Source organism: Altericroceibacterium spongiae (assembly GCF_003610805.1).
GTDB lineage: Bacteria > Pseudomonadota > Alphaproteobacteria > Sphingomonadales > Sphingomonadaceae > Altericroceibacterium > Altericroceibacterium spongiae.
Genome location: NZ_RAPF01000002.1, coordinates 67408 through 87997 on the forward strand (window position 1 = coordinate 67408; position 20590 = coordinate 87997).

Here is a 20590-nt window from a genome sequence, read left to right on the forward strand (position 1 = left end):
GTCAGGAGGGCACCACCACCGGTTCGTGGCGGTCCTTTACAAGACGCAGGAAACGTTCAAGCGCTGCATTGTCGTTCCGTTTATGCCACCATGCCCAGAAATCCACATGGGCGAGACCTGCGCTATCGCGCACCTCACGCAGTACTACGCCAGGATGCTGCGTACCCGACGCCGTTTCGGATACTATCGTCACGAAGTCCCCGACTGCCACAAGGTTCAGAATGTTCTCACGAGTGATTTCTTGCATCACGATGCTCGGTATAACGCCGCATCCTTGAAGCCTTGCCCGTATCAATTCCGCTGCATCCGGCCCTGGATCAAGGGTGGGCAGCACGAATATTGAATCTCGAAGGTCGGTCCAGAAAAGTACATCCAATTGGGCAGCATGATGCGACTGCGGCAAAGCGACCAGTAGCCTTTCCGGCCAGAGATGCAGTTTTGCAAAAGTTGGTCCGTTCAGTTCGCCTGGGACAATCGCCACATCAATCGTTCGAGCAGCGAGTCCACGGGCCAGGCTGTCCCAACCAGCTTCAACACCACGAATTTCTACGTCGGGGTAGCATTGGCGGAATCTCAACAAAGCGGTCCGTAAATTGCCGGCCGACAGCGAAGTGCTGAAACCGATTACGAGCGTTCCGGCTTCGCCGCGCGAGATCGCTTGCGCATTCGATCGCAAACCCTCTGCTTCCTCGACGATCTGTCGCGCAACTGCAAGGAATGCGCTGCCCTCTCGGGTCGGTGCAGCACCCCGTGTCGAGCGTTCGAAGATGGTCAGGCCGATATCTTGTTCAAGGAGCATGATGCGACGACTGAGCGTGGATTGTTTGACATTGAGCTTACCCGCAGCCTTGGAAAAGCTTCCGCATTCACCTGCAGCGACAGCATAGCGTAGCTGACGAATCTCGAATACCATGGCTTCACCGGCGCTGTGTCCGCGTTCGGTCGCCGCAGCCCATGGATTTCTGTGCTGGCGCACCATGCGTACGCTCAACCCTGCGTCCGCTCTCCCACCCAAATATCTGCATTATCATTGACCTCTCTTACATAGAGAGGCGGATCGCCCGGTTAGCGCAGGGACATGCAATAAAAATGTCGCCTTCAAGGCGACTGGTTTCGACTTTGGCCGATTGACGCGCAGTGCGGGGCTGCAGGAAGTGAGGTGCAACTGGTTGTCGCCAACCTGTTCGATACGCGTCCACCGCGGATTGTCGGCAGCGTTTTGGGATATGAGCCTTACAACACGCCGCCCAATCCCCGCACAATCGCTTTGATGCACACCTAACGCTTCTGAACTCAGAGACTTTCCTGGCGGGCAACGGTTGTCTCGGACCATTGACTCTTGCTGTATCATGCATCATGTGAAGTTACATGAGGCGAGACAGTCGATTATCGGGCGTGCTCCACGTGCTGCTGCACATGGCCGAACGGTCTGAACCGCAGACATCGGAAGCGCTCGCCCGCGCAATGAACACCAATCCCGTGGTGCTCCGTCGCACCATGGCGGGCCTGCGGCAGCGCGGGTTCGTCAACTCCGAAAAGGGGCATGGCGGTGGCTGGCGGATCGCCTGCGATCTGGAGACTGTCACCTTGCGGGACATTTATGATGCGCTGGGCGAACCGGAGATCCTCGCCATGGGCAATCGCACCGACGCGCCGGGCTGCCTTGTGGAGCAGGCCGTCAATGCCGCGCTGGGACAAGCCTTCGACGAAGCTGAAGCGCTGCTCCTCCAACGGTTCGGCGAGGTGACGCTGGCCCAGCTCAGCGCCGATTTTCACGCCCGCCTGTCCCAGCGCGGCGGTTCCTTCACTCTGGAGAATGCGCATGATAGCTGATGCTGTAATTGTTGGCGGCGGCTTCGCCGGATTGGCTGCGGCCACCTATCTCGCACGGGCGCGCCGCACCGTGCGCGTGCTGGATACGGGTAAGCCACGCAACAGGTTCGCATCCGCATCGCATGGCTTTCTGGGGCAGGATGGTAGCGATCCCGGACAGATACTGGCGACCGCGCGCAACCAGCTTCTTGCCTATCCCACGGTCGAATTGATCGAGGCGGAAGCCACTGAGGCTCGTCTGGCCGAGGATGGCTTCGCGGTGTCGCTCGCCAATGGGGATGAGCTTGAAGCGCGCAAGCTTATCCTTGCGTTCGGATTGCGGGACGAACTGCCGGTGCTTCCCGGACTCGAAGAGCGTTGGGGCAAGACGGTGCTGCATTGTCCCTATTGCCATGGAATCGAGTTCAGCGATCAGCCGCTTGGGGTGCTCTACCGCATGCCCATGTCGGTTCATCAGGCCTGTCTCATCGCCGAATGGGGTCCGACCACGCTTTATCTCAATGGCGCGAAACTGGAGGAAGGCGATGCCGACAGGCTTGCTGCGCATGGCGTGTCGATAGAAGCGGCTCCCGTCGCTGCGCTGATCGGCGAAGGCCCGGCTCTTTCCGCCATCGAACTGGAAACCGGCGAACGGCGCGCGCTGGCCGCGCTTTACATCGCACCGCGATCCTGTCTCGGCAGCCCCTTGGCGGAGCAATTGGGCGCAGACATCGACGAGTGTCCAGTGGGGCCGATCATTTGTACCGATGGCGACAAGATGACATCTGTTCCGGGTCTCTATGCCGCCGGCGATATCGCCCGTGCCCCTCACAGCGTAAGCTGGGCGGTCGCAGACGGCGTGACGGCGGGCACCTCAGCACATCGGGCGCTGGTGTTCGGTTGACGCCATGAACAACAGTTTTCCGTTTTCCGATCCGGCCATGGTTGCTCGATATGCGGAGGATACGCCGCGCAAGGTGCCGGGCTATGGCGACCTTCACCGGATGGCGATGCTGCTGCTCTTCGAACGCCTGGGAAGTACCGCCGACATACTGGTGCTTGGCGCTGGTGGAGGTCTGGAGTTGAAAGCCCTTGCCGAAGCGCAAGCGGATTGGCGCTTTACCGGGGTCGACCCTTCCCCCGAAATGCTGGATCTGGCGCGCACCGTTCTCGGACCGCTCGAAAGCCGGGTTGCACTGAAAAGGGGCTATATAGATGCGGCGCCCACCGACCCCTATGATGCTGCACTCTGTCTGCTGACCCTGCACTTCGTTGGCGTCGAAGAGCGGCTGCACATATTGCGCGCCCTGCATGCGCGCCTGAAACCGGGCGCGCCGCTGGTGGTTGCGCATCATAGCTATCCTTCCGGAGACGACGCCCGCTCCTGGCTGCAGCGATCCGTTGTATTCGCCGCCAATGACCCACCTGATTTTTCAGCCGCCGCCGCGTCGGTCGAGTTCATGATCGAGCGGCTGCACGTCCTTTCTTCCGACGAAGACGAGGCCTTGCTTCGTGAGGCCGGCTTTTCTGATGTCTCCCTCTTCTATGCCGGATTTAGCTTTCGCGGCTGGGTTGCCACGGCATAGCGACCCAAATCACGCGGTCGCATCCTTGTTGGTCGCGCGAACCATACACCAATAGTCGATAGCGCGCCTTCATCGGGTGCGGCCCTGATCGGACATAGCACCTGAACGCCGCCGCAGTTCGTCGGCCATGGATATGGCTGGGATAGGGGCGAACAGCCCTTGCGGGTCGAATGGAGCAGTGACACGCCGCAGCAGGTCCAGACTCACCGCAACCCTCCAATAGTCCAACCAGATATTTCCACGAGCGCGAGGAACAGGGCTTTAAATCAAAGAATGATACGGTATATCGTAACGCAAAAGCGATTGTGCTTTAGGAGACCGAATTTCGTGAGGAAAATGAGTGCTAATCACATTCAAGGGCGTGCCAGCCTTCTATCTCTGGCCGCTGCCATGACAATGCTTCCTGTCAGTGCGCTGGCGGAGGATGCCGCTGCTGAAGACAGCGAGCATGAACGCAGCAGGCGCACTGACGCAATCATTGTCACGGCCAGTCGTTCGCTCAGTCAGCCCGATCTGCCGACAGCCACCCCGGTACAGGTTCTGTCGGGCGATGAATTGGCACATCGCCGCCAGGGCGGCCTTGGCGAAACACTTGCCGGTCTGCCCGGTGTCCATCTCGATAACTTTGGTGGCGGAGCATCGCGCCCGGTGATCCGGGGGCAGACCGTGCCACGGATCGAGATTTTGACGGACGGCGCTAATCTGTTCGATGTGTCGTCGGTTTCTCCTGATCACGCCATAACCACCGAGCCGTTGTTGCTTGACGGTATCGAAGTTCTGCGCGGCCCTGCTGCAGCACGCTATGGCGGCAATGCGATGAACGGCGCGATCAATCTGATCGACAGCAAGGTGCCCAAAGCGGTGCCCGAAGGCGGCCTGTCGGGTTCGACCGAAATCCGGTACGGGACGGGAGATGAAGAAAAAGCCATTGCCGGGCGGGTGACAGCCGGGCTTGGTCAGTTCGCCATCCACGCCGAAGGATCGCGCCGCAAGGCCGATGATTACAACGTGCCTGGTGGGTTCGGTAGCGATGAACTCAAGGATTCCTTCGCCGAAAGCTCCAGCTACAGCTTTGGCGCATCATGGATCACGGAAAAGGGCTATATCGGGGCAGCCTACACCCGGCAGGACAGTAAATATGGCCTGCCTGGCCATTCCCATATTAATGGCGTTTGCCACACCCATGGTACCGATCTGCATTGTGCAGCCCATGATGAGTTCGAGGATCCGTTTGGTTCGTCGGACGACCACACCGCCTATATCAAGCTTCGTAGCGAACGCGTTGATGTTCGCGCCGATTATGAGGATTTGCTGCCCGGCTTCGAACATGTTCGCTTGCGTGGGTCGTATACCGATTACAAGCATGATGAGATCGACGGCCCGGCGCTGTTCAGCCACTACACCAACAAGGTCTGGGACGGGCGTGTCGAACTGACCCACAAGCCGTTGCTGGGTTTCACCGGCACACTGGGCGTCCAATATACCGATGGCACCTTTGGCGGCATCAATGTGAACGATCTGCACGAGCCGCCTCCCACCGCATTCGCGGGCTTTGTGGGTAATCCTCACTATGTAACCGAGAATATCGGGGTGTTCCTGAGCGAGAGGCGCTCGTTCGGGGCGGTCGATGTCGAGATCGCTGCGCGCAAGGACTGGCGAGACATCGACGTTCCTTTCACCGATTATGTCATCTCGCCTCATCTTCAGAGCGCGATCGATTCCTACGATGCCCGAAACGGTGAAGGCGCCTTCCGCAGGATGCGCGAGGAATCGTTCCGCACCGCCAATCCCAGTTCGTCACACGATCCCTTTTCGGCGTCGCTCGCGATGACGTGGCAGATCGGAAATGGCTATTCGGCAGCGTTGTCGCTTGCGCGCACCGAACGGGCCCCGAATGTGCGTGAACTATATGCCTATGGCAACAACCTCGCCTCGAACAGCTACGAAGTAGGCCTTTCGCAGACACAGCGTGCTTCCTCGACCTTTCCGGAAGCGCGAACCGATGTCATGGAGACGGCAAAGTCGATCAATCTGACCTTCCGTAAGGCCGGCGGTCCGCTCGAGTTTGAGGTCGGCCTGTTCCACCAGGACATCGACGATTACATCTTCGCACGCCTGATCGAAACCGAGGTGGAAACCGGCGTAGCGCACAACTACCTGCTCTACACGGCAGCGGATGCGAGCTTTACCGGCATCGACGGGCAGGTCAGCTACCAGGTCGCGCCGCGATCGCGGCTAACGGTGTTCGGCGATTATGTCGGTACCAAGCTCAAGAATGAAGATGACAATCTCCCGCGCATTCCGCCGGGCCGTCTGGGGATACGATATGAACACAGCGCGGGACCGCTGACGGGCGATCTGGAATATTATCACACCTTCGCACAAGACAAAGTCGCTGCCTACGAAACACGGACCGGAGGGTACGATATGCTCAACGCGACGCTCAGTTATCGCTTGGACATTGGCGACGACAGGGGCGTCGAGTTTTACGTGCGGGGCACCAATCTGCTCAATGAACTGGCGTTCGCGCACACGTCATTCGTGAAGGACCAATCGCCGCTGCGCGGGCGCAGTGTTGCGTTCGGAATGCGACATCAATTCTGACTCTAAATGAAGATCATGGCGGTCTCGGCTGCCATGATCTTCATCGTCAGAAGGTGAGCCAGTTGCGTCAGCGAGTTCCTTGGCTGTCTCTCACCGGGATCAGTCGCATAGCGTTGTCATTTAATCGCCAAAGGCAGCATCGCCTAGCTGCCTTTGGCTAATCCGTTGCGAACAAACTGTTAGATCTAGCGTTTTGGGGCAGTTTTTTGATCAGCCTCGCTCTATCCTTAGTTTGTAGGGCGGGCTGGCTTGGAATGGTCAGATATGGGATTGAGAAGATGCGCAAAATCTCCGCGTCTTGCCAACACATCGGCGAGCGAATAGCCATCGAGGATGTTGAGGAAAGCCCGTAACGCCTCGTCCAGCACACTGGTCAGGCCGCAGGCGGGCGCGATCAGGCATGAGCCGCATTCGACGAGATCGAAATCGTCCTCGGTGTGACGGATCAGCGCGCCGACGTTGATTTCTTCTGCGGAGCGCGCGAGCCGAATGCCACCGTTACGCCCCCGCACGCTTTCCAGATAGCCAGCATTTACCAGATCGTTGACGATCTTCATCAGATGGTTTTGCGAAATGACATAAGCCTGAGCGATCTCGGAAATCGAGCATAGCCGGTCGGGCTGCCGCCCCAGATATAGCAGCACACGCATCGCATAATCGGTGTAGCGCGTAAGGCGCATCGTCTAATCTCCAAAAGATGCATTATTGTTGCATGATTTGTTGCCTCGGTATAGATGCATCACAGGTGCATGATTTGGAGTCGCGGCAATGACCAGATTGGAACTGGACGATGCGGGATTGGAAGCGCTGGTAGAAGCCTTCTACGACCGGGTGCGGGCGGACTCCGAACTTGGCCCGATCTTTAATGACGCGATCGATGACTGGCCCCACCATCTGGAGAAGCTGGTTGCCTTCTGGTCGTCGGTCATGCTCACCAGCGGCCGTTACAAGGGTCAGCCCGTTCCCGCGCATATGAAGCACAGAGACAGGATCACGCCCGAACTGTTCGACCGCTGGCTTGGCCTGTGGAAGCAAACCACCGATGAGCTGATGGAGCCGGACGCGGCCATCGCCCTCCAAGCCAAGGCTGCTCGCATCGCGGAAAGCCTGCAACTCGCCATGTTCTTCCGACTGGATCGGCGGCGGGAGCATGCTGACGATGACCGCAAAGTTGCATGACCATGGCTGACATCCGTCCCTATCGGTCCACGCCGGTGTTCGATCAGGACACGCTTCCCGCCGCCCTGCGCGCCCGCCACGATACCAAAGCAGGCGTGTGGGGACTGGTCCGCGTCATCGAAGGCGAGCTTCAACTCACCTACCTCGATCCGCATTCCGAAGTCGTCCTGACGCCCGGGAACCCCGGCCTGATCCTTCCGCAACAGCCGCATTTCGTGACGCCGCTTGGGTCAATGAAAATGCAGGTCGATTTCTACGATCAGCCGCCGCCTGACGGCTGACATCCGGTTTTCCACTACTCCCCATTACATCATAGGAGATTGTGATGTCGCAGCCTCTCAGCGATCAGACCATTGCGCTCGTCAAGGCGACCGTTCCAGCCCTCGAAGCCCACGGCCTCGACATTGTGCATGAGATGTATTCGCGCATGTTCCAGAACCCGGAAATCCGCGATCTGTTCAACCAGTCACACCACGGCGATGCCGGTTCGCAGCCGCGCGCGCTGACCGGTGCCATTCTGGCCTATGCCAGCAATATCGAAAATCTCGGCGCGCTGGCGCCTGCCGTGGAGCGGATCGCGCAGAAGCATGTCGGGCTGCAAATTCTCCCCGAACATTATCCCTATGTCGGCGAAGCCCTGCTGGGCGCTATCAAGGCGGTGCTGGGCGACGCAGCGACGGAGGAAATTCTCGAAGCCTGGGGCGAAGCCTATTGGTTCCTCGCCAATATTCTGATCGCCCGTGAAGACCGCATCTATACCGAGCAGAAGGAGACGACCGGAGGCTGGAACGGTTGGCGTGACTTCCGCGTGGATAAGGTCATCCGGGAAAGCAGTGTCATCAGTTCCTTCGTCCTGCGCCCCGTCGATGGTGAGCCGGTCATGGATCACAAGCCTGGCCAGTATCTGACCTTCTGGTTCGAGATACCGGGGCATCCTCCGGTCAAGCGCAACTACTCAATCTCTTCGGCACCCAATGGCGAGGCCTACCGCATCTCGGTCAAGCGCGAGACGCATGGACTGGCCTCAGGATGGCTGCATGACGAGGCCAAAGCAGGAACCATCTTAAAAGTTGCCGCTCCTGCGGGTGAGTACTTCCTTGCCGAACACACCGAACGACCAGTTGTGCTGCTGTCAGGCGGTGTCGGCCTGACGCCGATGGTGGCGATGCTGGAGGCGTTGGTCAATGTGGATGCGGATGTGCCGGTCCACTATATCCATGGCACGCATAACTGCGATACGCATGCGATGCGCAATCATGTTCGCGACCTGGCGACAAAAGGCAGAGCGGTTCAGGTGACCGACTTCCACCAGACGCCGCTGGGCGACGAGGTGAAGGGCCTGGATTACGACGAAGCTGGGATCATCACCGATGAATGGCTTGTCGCTAATACGCCTGTTGCCGAGGCCGATTACTATATCTGCGGACCGCGGCCGTTCCTGCGCCATGCGGTTTCCACCCTGTCGCTGGCGGGCGTCCCATCCGATCGCATCCACTATGAGTTCTTCGGACCTGCTGACGAACTGCTCGCCGCCTGAAGGAGTGACAAATGGACGACATCATCATAGCGCGCGCCATACACATCCTTTCGGTCCTCTTCTGGATCGGTGGAGTGGCGTTCGTCACGCTTGTGGTGATGCCGTCCATTCGCGGCTCGACTGCCCCGGATGAAAGGCTTGCGGCATTCCACCGGATCGAGGGGCGCTTTGCGCCGCAAGCCCGGGTCTGGGTTGTGCTCGCCGGCGTCAGCGGCTTCTGGATGATCCATCGCGCGCAGATGTGGGACCGTTTCGCCTACCCGCAATTCTGGTGGATGCACGCAATGGCCGCGCTCTGGGCGATCTTCTTCGCGATGCTGTTCCTGGTCGAGCCGCTGTTTCTACACCGGCGCATGCAGAATTCGCCTGACCCGGGAAGGGATTTCAGGCGCATGGAGCGACTGCATCGTATTCTGCTGCTGCTGGGGGTAGTGACGGTGCTGGGCGCCGCTGCGGGAAGCCACGGCCTGTTCTGACCAGCATCGGGGCCGCGGCTCGACCTGCTGGCAAGCGCATCAGTGCGCCACCTCTTCGTCGCAAGCGCTCTGATGTACCTTTACGATGGTGAGCTTGCGCTCATGTCCCACACGGTCCGGCCAGAGAATGGACTGGCCCTCACGCAGGCCGATCAGTCCGGCGCCGATCGGCGTCAGAATGGATATCCGATTTGCCGCGATATCGGCATGTCTGGGATAGACCAGCTGCACGATCCGTGTTGCACCGCTCGCTTCGTCGACGAATTCCGCTTGGGCATTCATGGTGACGACGTCCTTGGATATCCGCCCGGCGCTGTGAACTTTCGCGCGCGCGATTTCCTCAAGTAGAAGTTCGCTGACCTGCGGCAGACGGTCCTGCGCGCCGATGGCTAGGTCGGTCAGGATATCGGCTTGTGTGTCGATCATGTGAATGGGCGGCCGCTTTGGCGCCGTTTTGCGTGTCATGGTGATGGCTTTCCCGGAATGGGCGCACTGAACTGCGTGTCCAATGCAAGGTTCTGGCGAGTCCTGCCCCGAGTTCAGGGCGTACCGCGCCGGAACCCGGGGCTAAATGCCCGTGAGAAGCTGTCCGCCGAGATGACGAAAACGCAAAGAGGAAGCCTTGAACTGCATTGCCGCAAAGATGGGATAGCCCTCCCAAGAAGTCAATTGTGGCCGAATGAACGCGATAGCGGCTAGACGTTCATCCAGCAGCCTTTGCGAAGCGAAAAGTAGTTTGTAGCCGTCCGAGAGGGCCCGTTCTCGACGCGCTTCCCGGAAGGGATAGGGGCGAGATAGTTAGAGGCAGCCGGCAGTGATTAACCTGCCATCAGGGTTTCGAGGCCTCTCGATACGCACAGAGCTTCATCGTTGACCGCCTCTATCGGAAGCCCGGTATCGTTTGTAATCATTTCGGACAGCAGTGAGATTGAGGCGCAGCCGCCCGTAGCAATGATGCTGCCGGATAGAAGGTCCGCAGCGAGATCAGGCTTGATTGTGGCGAGGACGCCTCGGGTTGCTTCGACAATCGGAACCAGATGCTTTTTGAATACCGGCTGGAACACCGAAGCTGACAGCATCCGGGTAGCGGGTAAACCCGTCCGCAGATCCCTTCCTTTGATTTCGACCATATGATTAGAAGGGTCGGCACCAATTCCGGAAGAATCGCCTACTCGCAGAGAAATTTGTCGGCTGATGGCGTGTTTGAGCCGTTCGGCGGTCCGCAGGCCGATCAGAAAATGATGCCTGGCACGCATATGTTCGATCAGTGCCTCGTCGAGCGACTGACCTCCTCCGCGCACGGAGCGAATAAGACATTCGCCATCGATCGAGAACACGGCAATCTCAGTGGTCCCAGCGCCGCATTCAATGATCATCGATGCTCGTGCAGCGCCGATGTCCAAACCGGCACCGATCGCGGCGGCATATGTCTCTTTCACAAGACTGATCCTGCCAAAGCCCGCATCGCTGAGCACCGTGCGCAGGGCAGAAGCTTCTGCTTTCGTAGCATCTGCCGGAATGCCGACCATCGCGCTTGGACGGCTGAGCCGCAAACGCCCCATAACGCTTTTCAGGACATACTGCAGATATGCGCTGGCGGCGTCCAGATCCTGCACGACGCCCCGTGCCAGAGGGCGCCTGATATGTAGTCCACCGGAAGCGCGATCAAGCATGTCGTATGCGTCGGTGCCGGCCGTCAGAAAAAGCTCCTTGCCTCCCTTGTTTGAAAAGCACGATGCAGTGGGTTGTTCAAAGACGATTCCCCCGTCGCGAAGAACGGTGCGGGTGTTTGCGGTCCCAAAATCTATTGCGATATCGGGTCTGTTTTGTCGTGACGTCGAGAAGAACCGGAACATGTTACCCTCGATACAAGGGCTCACTTGCGATGTCGCCTGGAAACATTTGTATCCACGAATACCCTATGAGTTTTGGTGACCGGCGATCCACCTGGTCGACTGGCGACGATGAGAGCAAGGCTTGGCCTCATCCGGAAGTCAATTGTCGCGGACCGGTACGGGTCTGCATAAGCCGCTCGTCATATGTGTTCCGAGCGGTCAACCGGCTTCGCGGGTGCGGCCACCAGAGGGGCTTGGCTGCTGAATTCAACTTGGAGTGTTTTTGCTTCAGCGCGGTCGGTCCGATCCAGTTTCTGCCTGGCCACTCTCCCCGGCGATTCCCACCTGTTCCCGTTCACAGCGTCCAGGCGAATGTGCGACTCTCGACTATCAGAACTACCTTTTTGTATGGCATAATGAATATATACAGCTTGCTCTTAAATTGTTACGATTGATATTTGATGTTTAGTACATCAAAGGAGCATGTATGATCACATCGCAACAGATGCGGGCCGCTCGCGCCCTTCTCGGGCTCGATCAGCGCCAACTTGCCGAACTGGCAGGGCTTTCACTTCCGACGATCCAGCGGATGGAGGCTTCCGACGGCCAGGTACGCGGTGTTGTCGATACGCTGGTCAAGGTCATAACGGCCATCGAACGCGCCGGTGTCGAACTGCTGGGCGAGAATGCTCCAAGCACCGGCATCGGACGCGGTGTGCGACTGCGCGAAAACACCAATGGAAAGCCGCAGGGCCGAGGCGAGTCGATGCTCTACGACAAGGCGGGAGCAGGGGCATCCGTCAGGTGACGACTGCGGCCTTTACGCCGAAGCTCATCACGACGCTGAGGGAGGGATACTCCGCCTCCGCTTTCCGCGCCGATGCCATTGCCGGACTGACGGTGGCCGTTGTCGCGCTGCCCTTGTCGATGGCGCTTGCCATTGCCAGTGGGGCTTCACCCGACAAGGGGCTGATCACGGCCGTCGTCGCCGGTTTCCTGATTTCCTCGCTGGGCGGGTCACGCATGCAGGTGGGCGGACCGACCGGTGCATTCGTCGTCGTCGTCTTCAATGTCATCGCCCAGCACGGCTATGACGGGTTGCTGATCGCTACGCTGCTGGCCGGCCTGATCCTTATTGCGGCAGGCGCGGCCCGGTTGGGCCAGATGATCAAATATATCCCGCACCCGGTCGTTACCGGCTTCACGGCAGGGATCGCGGTGATCATCGCATCGAGCCAGGTGAAGGACTTTCTCGGTCTCTCGGTTGAAAACGTGCCGGCCGATTTTCTGCCGAAATGGCAGGCCTATTTCGGCGCGGTGCAATCGATCGATGGCGCGACCGTTGCCGTGGGGGCTGGCGCGCTGGCGATCATCGTCGGCCTGCGCCGCCTCGCCCCGCGGCTTCCCGGCTTTCTCATCGCCGTTATCGTGGCATCCCTTCTCGTCGCGATCTTCAAGCTTCCCGTCGATACGATTGGTTCGCGGTTTCCCGATATTCCCGCCGGACTACCCGTCCCTTCACTGCCGACAATTTCCATTGCCAAGATCGGCGAAGTGCTGCCTTCAGCCTTTACGATCGCTTTTTTGGCAGGAATCGAGGCCTTGCTATCCGCCGTCGTTGCCGATGGCATGGCGGGCACCCGCCACCGTTCCAATCAGGAACTGATCGGTCAGGGCGTGGCCAATCTGGGCTCGGCCCTGTTCGGCGGCCTGCCCGCCACCGGTGCGATTGCCCGCACGGCCACCAATATCCGTGCCGGCGCGCGCACCCCCGTGGCGGGGATCTTGCATGCGGTGTTCGTGCTGCTGTTCGTCCTCTTCGCCACCGATCTGATGGCCTTCGTGCCGATGGCGGCGCTGGCAGCGATCCTGTTCATGGTCGCCTGGGGGATGAGCGAATATGAACGCTTTCTGGCCCTGCTGCGTATGCCAAACAGCGACCGCGCCGTATTGCTGCTCACGTTCGGACTGACCGTGCTTGTCGATCTGACAGTAGCGATCGGCGTCGGCGTGACGCTGGCATCGCTGCTGTTCATGGCGCGGATGGCCGAGACGGTCGAAGTGGATGCCAGCGGCAAGCGCGATACAGAACTGGATTCCGAAGACATCCACCAGCGCGACGACCTGCCCGCAGGCGTGGAAGTCTTTCGCATCACCGGCCCCTTCTTCTTCGGCGTCGCCGGAGAGCTGCTCGATACGCTGCGCCGCATGGGGCAATCGCCCAAGGTCATCATCCTGCGTATGCGGTTGGTGCCGCTGCTCGATGCCAGCGGAGCGCAGGCTCTGGAGGAGTTTGTTGCACAAGCAAGGATCGCAGGCGCCACGGTAATACTATCCGGCGCCCAACCCCAGCCCATGGCCATGCTGCGGCGCGTCCATCTCGACGGCAATTCCGACGGGATTTTCTTTGCCGACGACTTCTCCCAAGCGCAGGCGCTAGCGCTGGATCTGTGCGGAGAAACGGCATCAGGGACACCAGAAAAATTGGGGCCGGTTGCATGACTCTTTGTGTAGATGGCACCAACAATCAAATCGGACTGTCGGCTCAATCGCGCTCTTGACCAGAGAACAAAGAGCCTATCCATGTAGAAAGACTGGCAAAATGCGACAATGAAGGTGTTAGGCCCGACGTAACTGTCGTCGAGTTTAACGCAGTTCCTTAGCGCCAGGAGCTACATGGTGCGGTGTCACGCGCAACTGCTTCGCGAGACGATGAAAATTCGAGCGAGCATCATCTCGAATTGGCCGCGCAGCGCCGAGATTCAACTTCGCACGATGTTCTTGAAAAGGAGGTGGCAAAATGCTACCTCATAGGCTGGAGGTGACCTATGGCCCAGTCCATCAAACTTGCTGACGATATCATGAAGATCGTCCGCCGCGAGTCCGAGTTACAGAGCCGCTCGATTGCTGGCCAGATCGCCCATTGGGTGCGCATAGGCCGCGCCATCGAAAAATCGGGCAATTTCGATCATGCCCGCATCACCGCTGCGCTCGCTGGCGACATCGAGACAACCGTCCTCACTGATGAGGAAAAGGATGTCTGGCTCGACAGTTTTGTCGAGAAGATGGGGCAGCCTGGGACCGATGAAGACGCTTTCTTTGCCCGGCGGCGGCAGCTTGGACTAGGTGTCGGTCTCGATGAGGGCGGCAATCTCGTGCGTGAGAAGGCCGCGCATAAGGCATGACGCCGACGATGATCGTGCTTGCCGGGCCGAACGGCGCCGGCAAGTCGACTCTCTACCAGACCCGTGTAGCACCAAGCTTCGCAGGACCATTCATCAACGCCGACATCATCCAGCGCGACGAACTGCGCGATCCTTCTCCAGCCGCGTCTTACGAAGCAGCCAGGATCGCGTCTTCGCGCCGGGCTGACTATCTTTCTCGAGGTCGCGATTTCGTGACCGAAACGGTCTTCTCGCATCCCTCCAAACTTGAACTGATCGACGAAGCACGAACCAAAGGTTTCACCGTCATAGTGATGCATGTTGGCGTCGACACGCCAGATCTCTCTGTTGCGCGTGTCGGTACGCGTGTCGAGGAAGGCGGACATATCGTACCCGAGGACAAGATCCGCGCCCGTTACGAGCGTGGCGCGTCATTGATCCGCGCCGCAGTCCTTAAAGCGGATCGCGGCATGGTCTTCGACAATTCGCGTCTCAACGAACCGCCGAGCCATTGCCTGACATTCGCGACCGGGCGGCTGGCCTTTGCGTTGCCGCGCCTACCCGACTGGATTAGATCGGTTTATGAAGCAGACTTGGAGATCTGAAGCCAAGTGCGAAGGATGGCCGGCAAGCTACCCGGTGCCAGCCAGGTAATCCGAGCTACTCTTCATTGAGTTTCGTTTGCACAGCCGATCGCCCACCCTGCGTCCAGATGTCAAACGTCGACTGACCTTCCTCAGCCATCGTCTGGATCATGGAGATTTCACGTTCTGCAAGGGGCCGCTGAAGTTCCGCGTAAAGCGCCCGATCATCGAACCCCGCGCGCGCCGCGGCGTTTCGGTCCGTTGCGAACCGGACAGCTGAGATCCGCGACCAGTAAATAGCTGACATGCACATTGGGCATGGTTCAGAGCTTGAATATAGAATGCAGCCATCGAGGAACGGCGCTTCGAGCGTCTTGCAGGCGCTTCGAATTGCGACGATTTCGGCGTGAGCGGTCGGATCGTTGTGAGCATGAACGTGATTGAAGCCTTCCCCGACGATGGCTCCATCTTTCACTATCACCGCACCAAAAGGCGGTCCCGAGCCCTGCGAGATTGCCTCTTGGGACAGGGCAATAGCTCTTGCCATCGCATCTTCAGGCAGAACCGGATTGACCATATCTTTCTCCGACCGGCGATATGGCTGCCGGCTTTTGGCCGAAGGGTTCGTACTGAGGCTTAGCTGTCATCACGTCTCCAGCTTCGTTATCCAGTGCTGCACGAAAGCAGCGCGCTCATCGGGCGACACGAGAGTGAGGGGAACAAGACCGTATCCCAGTTCCTGATAGACAAGCGCCATCACGTCATAGGTCGCCACCGCCTCGTCCCAGTCCTGCTTACGCTCGGCGTCGTTGGCGTAGATCTCGGCCCAGGGCGGGGCGATGAAGACATGTCGGTTGTACCGGTTGCTCTCCGCCGCGCGTGTGAGGTCGCCGGGTATGCTCAGCCCGCACAATATGCGGTAGCCGATGATGTCGGGAATGCCTCGGTCGAAGAACAAGACGCCGTCTTTCGTCCGTGCCTCCTCATAGGAGCTGAGGTCATGCGTAAGCATCCGCTGGGCAAAGGCGTCGCGGTCATCCCATGGTAGAGCGGTTCCGCCGGCGGCCACCTCGTCGCGGATCACCGCTCGTCCGGCCTCGGGCATATGCGGCAAGCCTTGTTCGGCCAGCGCCGCAAGGAGCGTGCTTTTGCCTGATCCCGGTCCGCCGGTTACGACGAAGAAGCGATCCATCCCGTCCCTCAACTTTCCCGCGCCTGCGCGAAGGTAAGGACCAGCGTGTCCCGCCATGCGGGGGAGCCCCGTATCGCGGAAACGATGGGCGTTGTGCCGTGGCGGACATCCCGGTCATTCAGCAGCAGGGCTTCGCCGGGACGGGTAAGCCGGTGCTCGAGGATGCAAGCGCCAAATGCATCCTCGACGCGGCTCTCGCCGCCTGCATAATCGCGGCCGCCGACAAGCAGGATCAGCACCCAGTCGCGCCCGTCATGATGCATGCCCTCCGGCGTTGGGAGGCCCGGCTGTCCCGGCAGCGCTTCGATGCGAAATTGATGCGCTTCGACCGCCCAGGAGTTCGGACCTTGTGGGCTCGCATCCGCGATAAGGGAGGCGGTGCCCAGCACCAGCGCCTGAAACAGCGGCGATCCGGTTCGAGCCTCGGCCATCGGCGCGAACCAGCGTTCGATGCCGCCATTCAAGGGATTGTGATCGCGCTCCTGGTAATGCGCGCGATGCGGCAGGCGCATGCATTTCCCGTCTGCCACATCAAAGGCGGCATAACGTCTGCGGCGATAGGTGCCGCCGTCGGCCATCCACGTGTCGTGCGGCAGATCATCCCAACTCCGCGCGAACGCGGCCCATTCGGAGCTGCCAGGATCAACCAGCTTGCCCGGCGGCAGGAGCAGGGCGGGCGGCGTGGCGATGCACTCGCCGGAGGCGGTGGCAAGCTGCCCGGTCATGTCTCGCCGTCCCAGTAGCCGACCGCATCGGCATAGCGTCCGACATGGTCCACCGACCGGCTCGCCTTGTCGCCGCCGGGCGCGGCGCCTGCCATGACCGCGAACTTGCCGCTGTCGGGATAGTCGATCACGTCGGGCTCGTTCATCGTGCTGATGGCGAGATAGCGCAGGTCCGTATTACCGGTGTTGATGATCTGGTGCGCACTTGCCGCGCCGCTGGCCGGGCACAGCGCGACATCGCCCGCCCGTAGTGCATGATCGCCATCGGCATAGCGCAGGCAGCCTCTGCCGGAGAGGATCACGAACAGTTCCTCATTCGCGTGATGGCCGTGGAACGGCCACGCCCGTTTGCCCGGCGGCACCACCACCAGCCTTCCGCCCAGCATGTGCGCACCCAGCGGCGAAGCGAAGGACGCCATACGCGCTTCATAGAGATCGCCGTGCGCCTGTGTTTGCAGGTCAAGGGTATCGAGATGAAGAACGGGGGGTGTGATGACGGCCATGATTGAACCAATACAATGTTTGATTTGATCGACTCATGATTTGATACAATGATGAGGCCCAAGGAGCAACCAGATGAGCACGAAGACCCCGGCCGATTTCTATTTCGATCCCGTCTCGCCCTTCGCCTTCCTGATGTGGAAGCGCCTGCGTGAAGACGATTTCGGACTGGAGATAAGCCCGGTCCCGGTGCTGCTGGGGGCGCTGCTCAACCACTGGGGCCTGATCGGCCCGGCGGAAGTGCCGCCCAAGCGGGTGCAGACCTATCGCATGTGCCAATGGCTGGCAGCCAGGAACGGAATCGCGCTGCGCTTTCCCGATGCGCATCCGTTTCGTTCGGTCGAGGCCCTGCGGCTGCTGATTGCGCTCGATGCCCGCGCAAATGCTGTCGATACCGTGTTCGAGGCGGCTTTTGGGAAAGGCCGGGATTTGACCGATGGCGCCGAACTGGAGAGGCTTGGCGGCGAACTTGGTCTTTCCGCTGTGCAGGATAGGATCGCAAGCGCGGATGTAAAGGACGGGCTCCGAGCCAACACCGAGGCGGCGATTGCGCGCGGCGTGTTTGGCGTGCCCACGCTTGCGATCGGGGAGGACCTGTTCTGGGGCTTCGATACGCTGGAGTTGGTGCGCGATTATCTGGCCGATCCCAAACTGTTCCAGACGGCTGAGATGCAACGCCTCGGCACTCTCGATTATGGCGTGCCCCGGAGGGCAGAATCGTGACCGGGGCCAATGACCCGCTTCTGCTCGAACGCGTTCGCGAGAGCTTCTCGCGTCAGAGCTTCATGGGGCTGATCGGGGCCGAGGTGATCCACGCCAGCCACGGCAAGGTGATTCTCGATCTGCCGTTCCGGGCTGATCTTTGTCAGCAGAACGGCTTCCTTCATGGCGGTGTCGTTGGTGCGATTGCCGACGTGGCGGGCGGCTATGCGGCCTATTCGGTCTTCGGGGATGGCGACGATGTTCTGACGGTTGAATACAAGCTCAATCTTATCCGCCCGGCGGCGGGAGAACGCCTGCGCGCCACGGGTGAAGTGCTGCGCGCCGGCCGCGCCCTGACGGTCTGCGATCTCAAGGTCCATGCAATGCGTGAGGGAGAGGAGGTCCTGTGTGCTTCCGGCCAGCAGACACTCATGCGCATGGAAACGGCGCGGCCATGACGCTCCCAATCCTTTTGCTTCCCGGCATAGGCGGTTCGGGACCGGACCATTGGCAAAGCCATTGGGAGCGGACCGATCCCGACATGACCCGCTTCGCACCGTCCGACTGGGACCGGCCGGAACTTGCCGACTGGTGCGAGGCGCTGGATCGGGCGGTGAAGTCCCTGAACAGCTCGCCCATTCTGGTCGCGCATAGCCTTGCCTGCCTGCTGGTGGCGCATTGGGCCGCCGCGCGAGGAGCTCCGGTAGCTGGCGCGATGCTGGTCGCCGTGCCAGACCCGTGCGGACGGGCGTTTCCGGATGAAGCGCGGTCCTTCGCGCAAGCGTCGGCGCAGCCCCTGCCATTTCCCAGCCTGATCGTCGCCAGCGCGAACGATCCTTACGGAACAGTCGATTACAGCAAACGGCGCTCCGGGCAGTGGGGCTCGCGGCTGATCGCGCTGGGTCCGCTCGGTCGTATCAACGCGGGCAGCAATCTGGGCGATTGGCCAGAGGGCCGGGAGATCCTCACTTCATTTCGCGCTGAAATCGAAGGGAATGGAGCATGACCATCTGGACTGCACTTGCCGGATTCACGCTGGCCGCCGGGCTTCTTGTCGTCACACCCGGGCTCGACATGGCATTGGTTCTGCGCACGCTCGCCGTCGAGGGGCCGCGTCAGGCTCTCGCGGCGGCGGCAGGCGTGGTTGCGGGCGTTCTTGCCTGGGGGCTGATTGTGGCGCTGGGGCTTGGCGCGCTGCTCGCGCTGTCAGGCACGCTCTACACGATCCTGCAATATGCAGGCGCCGCCTATTTGCTATGGCTGGGGCTGGGCATGGTTCGTGCGGCTCTCAAGTCGGGTGCACCTTCCGATGCAGCAAGTCCGGCATTGCCATCTGTTCCATCACGATCGGGCAACTGGTTCATGAAGGGCCTGCTCACCAATCTGCTCAATCCCAAGATGGGTGTCTTCTATGTGAGCTTCCTGCCGCAGTTCATCCCGACGGGAGCATCGGTAATGGGCTTCAGCCTGTTGCTGGCGGCGCTTCATGCCACGCTTGGCATGGCCTGGTTCGCGCTCCTGATCCTTGGCAGCCGTCCGCTGCGGCACTGGTTCGCGCAAGGGGCCGTAGCGCGCTGGCTCGATGGCCTGACCGGCGGCGTGCTCATCGCACTGGGTCTGCGCATCGCCTTCCATCCGGCGCAGCGATAGCGCCATTTCCATATCGAGAGAGCAATGCAGATAGCCGTTCTGACTTTCGACGGGTTCAACGAACTGGATTCATTCATCCCGTCGGCGATTCTCAATCGCCTCAGGCCGCTTGGCTGAGATCCCCTACCGATCCAGTTCCGCGAGCCATCTCGCCAAGCCCGGGCTTCTTCTGATCGGTGCTATAGACATGGATGAACGGCCCTCCCCCTTGTGATTGCCGATACCCATTTCTCCTGCCATGGCACAGGCATGAGCGCGTTTGCTTTTTTTGGGGCCGCTTTGGCCGAAATCGCGGGATGTTTCGCCTTCTGGGCCTGGCTCCGACTCGACAAGTCCCCTTGGTGGATCGCACCCGGGATACTGTCGCTGTGCTTGTTCGCATATCTTCTGACCCTACCGGTATCGGCTCAGGCCGGACGGTCGTATGCTGCCTACGGTGGAGTCTATATCGTATCCGCCGTGCTTTGGCTCTGGCTCGCTGAGGGCACCAAGCCAGATCGTTGGGACCTGCTGGGCGCTGTCGTCTGCCTCATCGGTGCAGCTATCATTTACTTTGGCCCTCGCAGTACGGCCGTCGGATAGCCTGCGACGTGTATCAGCGTCCCGACGAAATCCTACCTTGCTGATGCCGATCTCGGCCCGCCCATCGCTCATAGCCTGCCGACGGGCATGATCTTCGATCTCACGGTGGACCAATATGCCCGCGACTGGGCATCATTCGCTTCCCGACCGTTCGATCACCAGAATGCGCGCTTCGCCAAGGGGGCGGGCGACGTGTTCATCGCCCGGTTCGGCGTGAAAGATGTCCCCTGTTTCAAGATGCAGAACCTGTTCGCCGCCAGTGGTCCGGACATGCATGTCGACACGCCCGTCGAGGACAGCGAAGACTTCCGGGCTATCGTTGATGTGCCAGCGGTAGGGCTGGTCGGTCCAGTGCAGCCGCACCGTCGCGTCGACGATCCGCTCGATCGACAGCGCGTCCCAGGCTGATCTGCCGGTGAAATCGCGGGCGCGGATAACCTGCATTTCTATCCTCTTGCTCA

General features: G+C 60.1%; 27 protein-coding genes and 1 pseudogene. 19 read left to right on the forward strand and 9 right to left on the reverse strand.

From position 1 onward, the window contains the following. Position 1: 1 nt before the first annotated feature. On the reverse strand, positions 2-979 hold the full coding sequence (locus D6851_RS03875) for a LysR family transcriptional regulator (protein WP_120323584.1): 978 nt from the start codon (positions 977-979) through the stop codon (positions 2-4). Positions 980-1159: 180 nt separating this feature from the next. Here D6851_RS03875 and D6851_RS18165 point away from each other — a divergent pair, with 180 nt between their 5' ends. The 5 genes from D6851_RS18165 (at position 1160) to D6851_RS03895 (ending at position 6002) form a co-directional block, all read left to right on the forward strand. Beyond that, entirely contained in the window at positions 1160-1282 is a 123-nt protein-coding gene (locus tag D6851_RS18165; protein WP_274379040.1) for a hypothetical protein, read from the forward strand. A gap of 86 nt (positions 1283-1368) precedes the next feature. Beyond that, on the forward strand, positions 1369-1833 hold the full coding sequence (locus D6851_RS03880; RefSeq protein ID WP_120323585.1) for an Rrf2 family transcriptional regulator: 465 nt from the start codon (positions 1369-1371) through the stop codon (positions 1831-1833). Beyond that, positions 1823-2716 (forward strand): NAD(P)/FAD-dependent oxidoreductase, encoded by an 894-nt coding sequence (locus tag D6851_RS03885; protein ID WP_120323586.1) that lies wholly within the window; start codon positions 1823-1825, stop codon positions 2714-2716. The genes D6851_RS03880 and D6851_RS03885 overlap by 11 nt, the downstream gene beginning before the upstream one ends. Before the next feature lie 4 nt (positions 2717-2720). Beyond that, positions 2721-3398 (forward strand): class I SAM-dependent methyltransferase, encoded by a 678-nt coding sequence (locus D6851_RS03890; protein ID WP_120323587.1) that lies wholly within the window; start codon positions 2721-2723, stop codon positions 3396-3398. Between the two features lie 390 nt (positions 3399-3788). Beyond that, positions 3789-6002, forward strand: coding sequence for a TonB-dependent receptor domain-containing protein (locus D6851_RS03895; protein WP_120323942.1), 2214 nt, complete (start codon positions 3789-3791; stop codon positions 6000-6002). A gap of 227 nt (positions 6003-6229) precedes the next feature. On the opposite strand, the gene D6851_RS03900 is transcribed toward D6851_RS03895, so the two are convergent. Further along, the gene (locus tag D6851_RS03900) at positions 6230-6682 is read right to left on the reverse strand and encodes an RrF2 family transcriptional regulator (RefSeq protein WP_120323588.1); all 453 of its coding nucleotides are present in this window, start codon (positions 6680-6682) and stop codon (positions 6230-6232) included. Positions 6683-6770: 88 nt separating this feature from the next. Here D6851_RS03900 and D6851_RS03905 point away from each other — a divergent pair, with 88 nt between their 5' ends. Genes D6851_RS03905 through D6851_RS03920 form a run of 4 tightly spaced genes read left to right on the forward strand, consistent with a single transcriptional unit; the run spans position 6771 to position 9194 of the window. After that, positions 6771-7181 (forward strand): group III truncated hemoglobin, encoded by a 411-nt coding sequence (locus D6851_RS03905; protein ID WP_120323589.1) that lies wholly within the window; start codon positions 6771-6773, stop codon positions 7179-7181. Between the two features lie 2 nt (positions 7182-7183). After that, positions 7184-7462 carry a TehB family protein gene (locus D6851_RS03910; RefSeq protein WP_120323943.1) on the forward strand — a complete coding sequence of 93 codons (279 nt, stop codon included), beginning with the start codon at positions 7184-7186 and terminating at the stop codon, positions 7460-7462. Between the two features lie 44 nt (positions 7463-7506). Further along, positions 7507-8718: an NO-inducible flavohemoprotein gene (gene hmpA / locus D6851_RS03915; RefSeq protein ID WP_120323590.1), complete on the forward strand. Its 1212-nt coding sequence runs from the start codon at positions 7507-7509 to the stop codon at positions 8716-8718. An 11-nt stretch (positions 8719-8729) separates the two neighbouring features. After that, entirely contained in the window at positions 8730-9194 is a 465-nt protein-coding gene (locus D6851_RS03920) for a hypothetical protein (RefSeq protein ID WP_120323591.1), read from the forward strand. Between the two features lie 39 nt (positions 9195-9233). Here the strand turns inward: D6851_RS03920 and rnk are convergent, their stop codons facing one another. Both rnk and D6851_RS03930 read right to left on the reverse strand, forming a co-directional pair. Then, positions 9234-9659: a nucleoside diphosphate kinase regulator gene (gene rnk / locus D6851_RS03925; protein ID WP_120323592.1), complete on the reverse strand. Its 426-nt coding sequence runs from the start codon at positions 9657-9659 to the stop codon at positions 9234-9236. Between the two features lie 353 nt (positions 9660-10012). Further along, positions 10013-11050 (reverse strand): rod shape-determining protein, encoded by a 1038-nt coding sequence (locus tag D6851_RS03930; RefSeq protein WP_120323593.1) that lies wholly within the window; start codon positions 11048-11050, stop codon positions 10013-10015. Positions 11051-11516: 466 nt separating this feature from the next. Here D6851_RS03930 and D6851_RS03935 point away from each other — a divergent pair, with 466 nt between their 5' ends. The 4 genes from D6851_RS03935 (at position 11517) to D6851_RS03950 (ending at position 14798) form a co-directional block, all read left to right on the forward strand. After that, entirely contained in the window at positions 11517-11837 is a 321-nt protein-coding gene (locus tag D6851_RS03935; protein WP_120323944.1) for a helix-turn-helix domain-containing protein, read from the forward strand. Beyond that, complete coding sequence (locus D6851_RS03940; protein WP_238473929.1) at positions 11834-13531, forward strand: SulP family inorganic anion transporter; 1698 nt, start codon at positions 11834-11836, stop codon at positions 13529-13531. Before D6851_RS03935 ends, D6851_RS03940 begins: the two co-directional genes overlap by 4 nt. 326 nt (positions 13532-13857) lie before the next feature. Beyond that, positions 13858-14214, forward strand: a complete 357-nt coding sequence (locus D6851_RS03945) for a ParD-like family protein (RefSeq protein ID WP_120323594.1) — start codon at positions 13858-13860, stop codon at positions 14212-14214. Then, positions 14211-14798 carry an ATPase gene (locus tag D6851_RS03950; protein ID WP_120323595.1) on the forward strand — a complete coding sequence of 196 codons (588 nt, stop codon included), beginning with the start codon at positions 14211-14213 and terminating at the stop codon, positions 14796-14798. Before D6851_RS03945 ends, D6851_RS03950 begins: the two co-directional genes overlap by 4 nt. A gap of 55 nt (positions 14799-14853) precedes the next feature. Here the strand turns inward: D6851_RS03950 and D6851_RS03955 are convergent, their stop codons facing one another. The 4 genes from D6851_RS03955 to D6851_RS03970 form a co-directional block, all read right to left on the reverse strand. Further along, positions 14854-15354, reverse strand: coding sequence for a nucleoside deaminase (locus tag D6851_RS03955; RefSeq protein ID WP_120323596.1), 501 nt, complete (start codon positions 15352-15354; stop codon positions 14854-14856). A gap of 69 nt (positions 15355-15423) precedes the next feature. Beyond that, positions 15424-15981 (reverse strand): AAA family ATPase, encoded by a 558-nt coding sequence (locus D6851_RS03960; protein WP_238473930.1) that lies wholly within the window; start codon positions 15979-15981, stop codon positions 15424-15426. Continuing rightward, entirely contained in the window at positions 15978-16694 is a 717-nt protein-coding gene (locus D6851_RS03965) for a 2OG-Fe dioxygenase family protein (RefSeq protein WP_120323598.1), read from the reverse strand. Before D6851_RS03965 ends, D6851_RS03960 begins: the two co-directional genes overlap by 4 nt. Next, complete coding sequence (locus D6851_RS03970; RefSeq protein ID WP_120323599.1) at positions 16691-17197, reverse strand: cupin domain-containing protein; 507 nt, start codon at positions 17195-17197, stop codon at positions 16691-16693. The genes D6851_RS03965 and D6851_RS03970 overlap by 4 nt, the downstream gene beginning before the upstream one ends. A gap of 73 nt (positions 17198-17270) precedes the next feature. Between D6851_RS03970 and D6851_RS03975 the strand changes: the two genes are divergently transcribed. The 6 genes and pseudogenes from D6851_RS03975 (at position 17271) to D6851_RS04000 (ending at position 20129) form a co-directional block, all read left to right on the forward strand. Next, the gene (locus D6851_RS03975; protein WP_120323600.1) at positions 17271-17918 is read left to right on the forward strand and encodes a 2-hydroxychromene-2-carboxylate isomerase; all 648 of its coding nucleotides are present in this window, start codon (positions 17271-17273) and stop codon (positions 17916-17918) included. Next, positions 17915-18355 (forward strand): PaaI family thioesterase, encoded by a 441-nt coding sequence (locus tag D6851_RS03980; protein ID WP_210210319.1) that lies wholly within the window; start codon positions 17915-17917, stop codon positions 18353-18355. Before D6851_RS03975 ends, D6851_RS03980 begins: the two co-directional genes overlap by 4 nt. After that, positions 18352-18903: an RBBP9/YdeN family alpha/beta hydrolase gene (locus tag D6851_RS03985; RefSeq protein WP_120323601.1), complete on the forward strand. Its 552-nt coding sequence runs from the start codon at positions 18352-18354 to the stop codon at positions 18901-18903. Before D6851_RS03980 ends, D6851_RS03985 begins: the two co-directional genes overlap by 4 nt. Beyond that, the gene (locus D6851_RS03990; RefSeq protein ID WP_120323602.1) at positions 18900-19547 is read left to right on the forward strand and encodes a LysE family translocator; all 648 of its coding nucleotides are present in this window, start codon (positions 18900-18902) and stop codon (positions 19545-19547) included. The genes D6851_RS03985 and D6851_RS03990 overlap by 4 nt, the downstream gene beginning before the upstream one ends. Before the next feature lie 24 nt (positions 19548-19571). After that, positions 19572-19661, forward strand: a pseudogene (locus tag D6851_RS17990) (AraC family transcriptional regulator); the annotation flags it as partial. 135 nt (positions 19662-19796) lie between these two features. Continuing rightward, on the forward strand, positions 19797-20129 hold the full coding sequence (locus D6851_RS04000; protein WP_120323603.1) for a YnfA family protein: 333 nt from the start codon (positions 19797-19799) through the stop codon (positions 20127-20129). 132 nt (positions 20130-20261) lie between these two features. Here D6851_RS04000 and D6851_RS04010 read toward each other — a convergent pair whose 3' ends face one another. Continuing rightward, complete coding sequence (locus D6851_RS04010) at positions 20262-20573, reverse strand: cupin domain-containing protein (protein ID WP_120323604.1); 312 nt, start codon at positions 20571-20573, stop codon at positions 20262-20264. Positions 20574-20590: the final 17 nt, after the last annotated feature.

What these genes read in the sequence shown, in the direction of transcription:
- D6851_RS03875 (WP_120323584.1), bottom strand. Translation starts at nt 979, where the DNA reads ATGGTGCGCCAGCACAGAAATCCATGGGCTGCGGCGACCGAACGCGGA.
- D6851_RS03880 (WP_120323585.1), top strand. Translation starts at nt 1,369, where the DNA reads ATGAGGCGAGACAGTCGATTATCGGGCGTGCTCCACGTGCTGCTGCAC.
- D6851_RS03885 (WP_120323586.1), top strand. Translation starts at nt 1,823, where the DNA reads ATGATAGCTGATGCTGTAATTGTTGGCGGCGGCTTCGCCGGATTGGCT.
- D6851_RS03890 (WP_120323587.1), top strand. Translation starts at nt 2,721, where the DNA reads ATGAACAACAGTTTTCCGTTTTCCGATCCGGCCATGGTTGCTCGATAT.
- D6851_RS03895 (WP_120323942.1), top strand. Translation starts at nt 3,789, where the DNA reads ATGACAATGCTTCCTGTCAGTGCGCTGGCGGAGGATGCCGCTGCTGAA.
- D6851_RS03900 (WP_120323588.1), bottom strand. Translation starts at nt 6,682, where the DNA reads ATGCGCCTTACGCGCTACACCGATTATGCGATGCGTGTGCTGCTATAT.
- D6851_RS03905 (WP_120323589.1), top strand. Translation starts at nt 6,771, where the DNA reads ATGACCAGATTGGAACTGGACGATGCGGGATTGGAAGCGCTGGTAGAA.
- D6851_RS03910 (WP_120323943.1), top strand. Translation starts at nt 7,184, where the DNA reads ATGGCTGACATCCGTCCCTATCGGTCCACGCCGGTGTTCGATCAGGAC.
- hmpA (WP_120323590.1), top strand. Translation starts at nt 7,507, where the DNA reads ATGTCGCAGCCTCTCAGCGATCAGACCATTGCGCTCGTCAAGGCGACC.
- D6851_RS03920 (WP_120323591.1), top strand. Translation starts at nt 8,730, where the DNA reads ATGGACGACATCATCATAGCGCGCGCCATACACATCCTTTCGGTCCTC.
- rnk (WP_120323592.1), bottom strand. Translation starts at nt 9,659, where the DNA reads ATGACACGCAAAACGGCGCCAAAGCGGCCGCCCATTCACATGATCGAC.
- D6851_RS03930 (WP_120323593.1), bottom strand. Translation starts at nt 11,050, where the DNA reads ATGTTCCGGTTCTTCTCGACGTCACGACAAAACAGACCCGATATCGCA.
- D6851_RS03935 (WP_120323944.1), top strand. Translation starts at nt 11,517, where the DNA reads ATGATCACATCGCAACAGATGCGGGCCGCTCGCGCCCTTCTCGGGCTC.
- D6851_RS03945 (WP_120323594.1), top strand. Translation starts at nt 13,858, where the DNA reads ATGGCCCAGTCCATCAAACTTGCTGACGATATCATGAAGATCGTCCGC.
- D6851_RS03950 (WP_120323595.1), top strand. Translation starts at nt 14,211, where the DNA reads ATGACGCCGACGATGATCGTGCTTGCCGGGCCGAACGGCGCCGGCAAG.
- D6851_RS03955 (WP_120323596.1), bottom strand. Translation starts at nt 15,354, where the DNA reads ATGGTCAATCCGGTTCTGCCTGAAGATGCGATGGCAAGAGCTATTGCC.
- D6851_RS03965 (WP_120323598.1), bottom strand. Translation starts at nt 16,694, where the DNA reads ATGACCGGGCAGCTTGCCACCGCCTCCGGCGAGTGCATCGCCACGCCG.
- D6851_RS03970 (WP_120323599.1), bottom strand. Translation starts at nt 17,197, where the DNA reads ATGGCCGTCATCACACCCCCCGTTCTTCATCTCGATACCCTTGACCTG.
- D6851_RS03975 (WP_120323600.1), top strand. Translation starts at nt 17,271, where the DNA reads ATGAGCACGAAGACCCCGGCCGATTTCTATTTCGATCCCGTCTCGCCC.
- D6851_RS03985 (WP_120323601.1), top strand. Translation starts at nt 18,352, where the DNA reads ATGACGCTCCCAATCCTTTTGCTTCCCGGCATAGGCGGTTCGGGACCG.
- D6851_RS03990 (WP_120323602.1), top strand. Translation starts at nt 18,900, where the DNA reads ATGACCATCTGGACTGCACTTGCCGGATTCACGCTGGCCGCCGGGCTT.
- D6851_RS04000 (WP_120323603.1), top strand. Translation starts at nt 19,797, where the DNA reads ATGAGCGCGTTTGCTTTTTTTGGGGCCGCTTTGGCCGAAATCGCGGGA.
- D6851_RS04010 (WP_120323604.1), bottom strand. Translation starts at nt 20,573, where the DNA reads ATGCAGGTTATCCGCGCCCGCGATTTCACCGGCAGATCAGCCTGGGAC.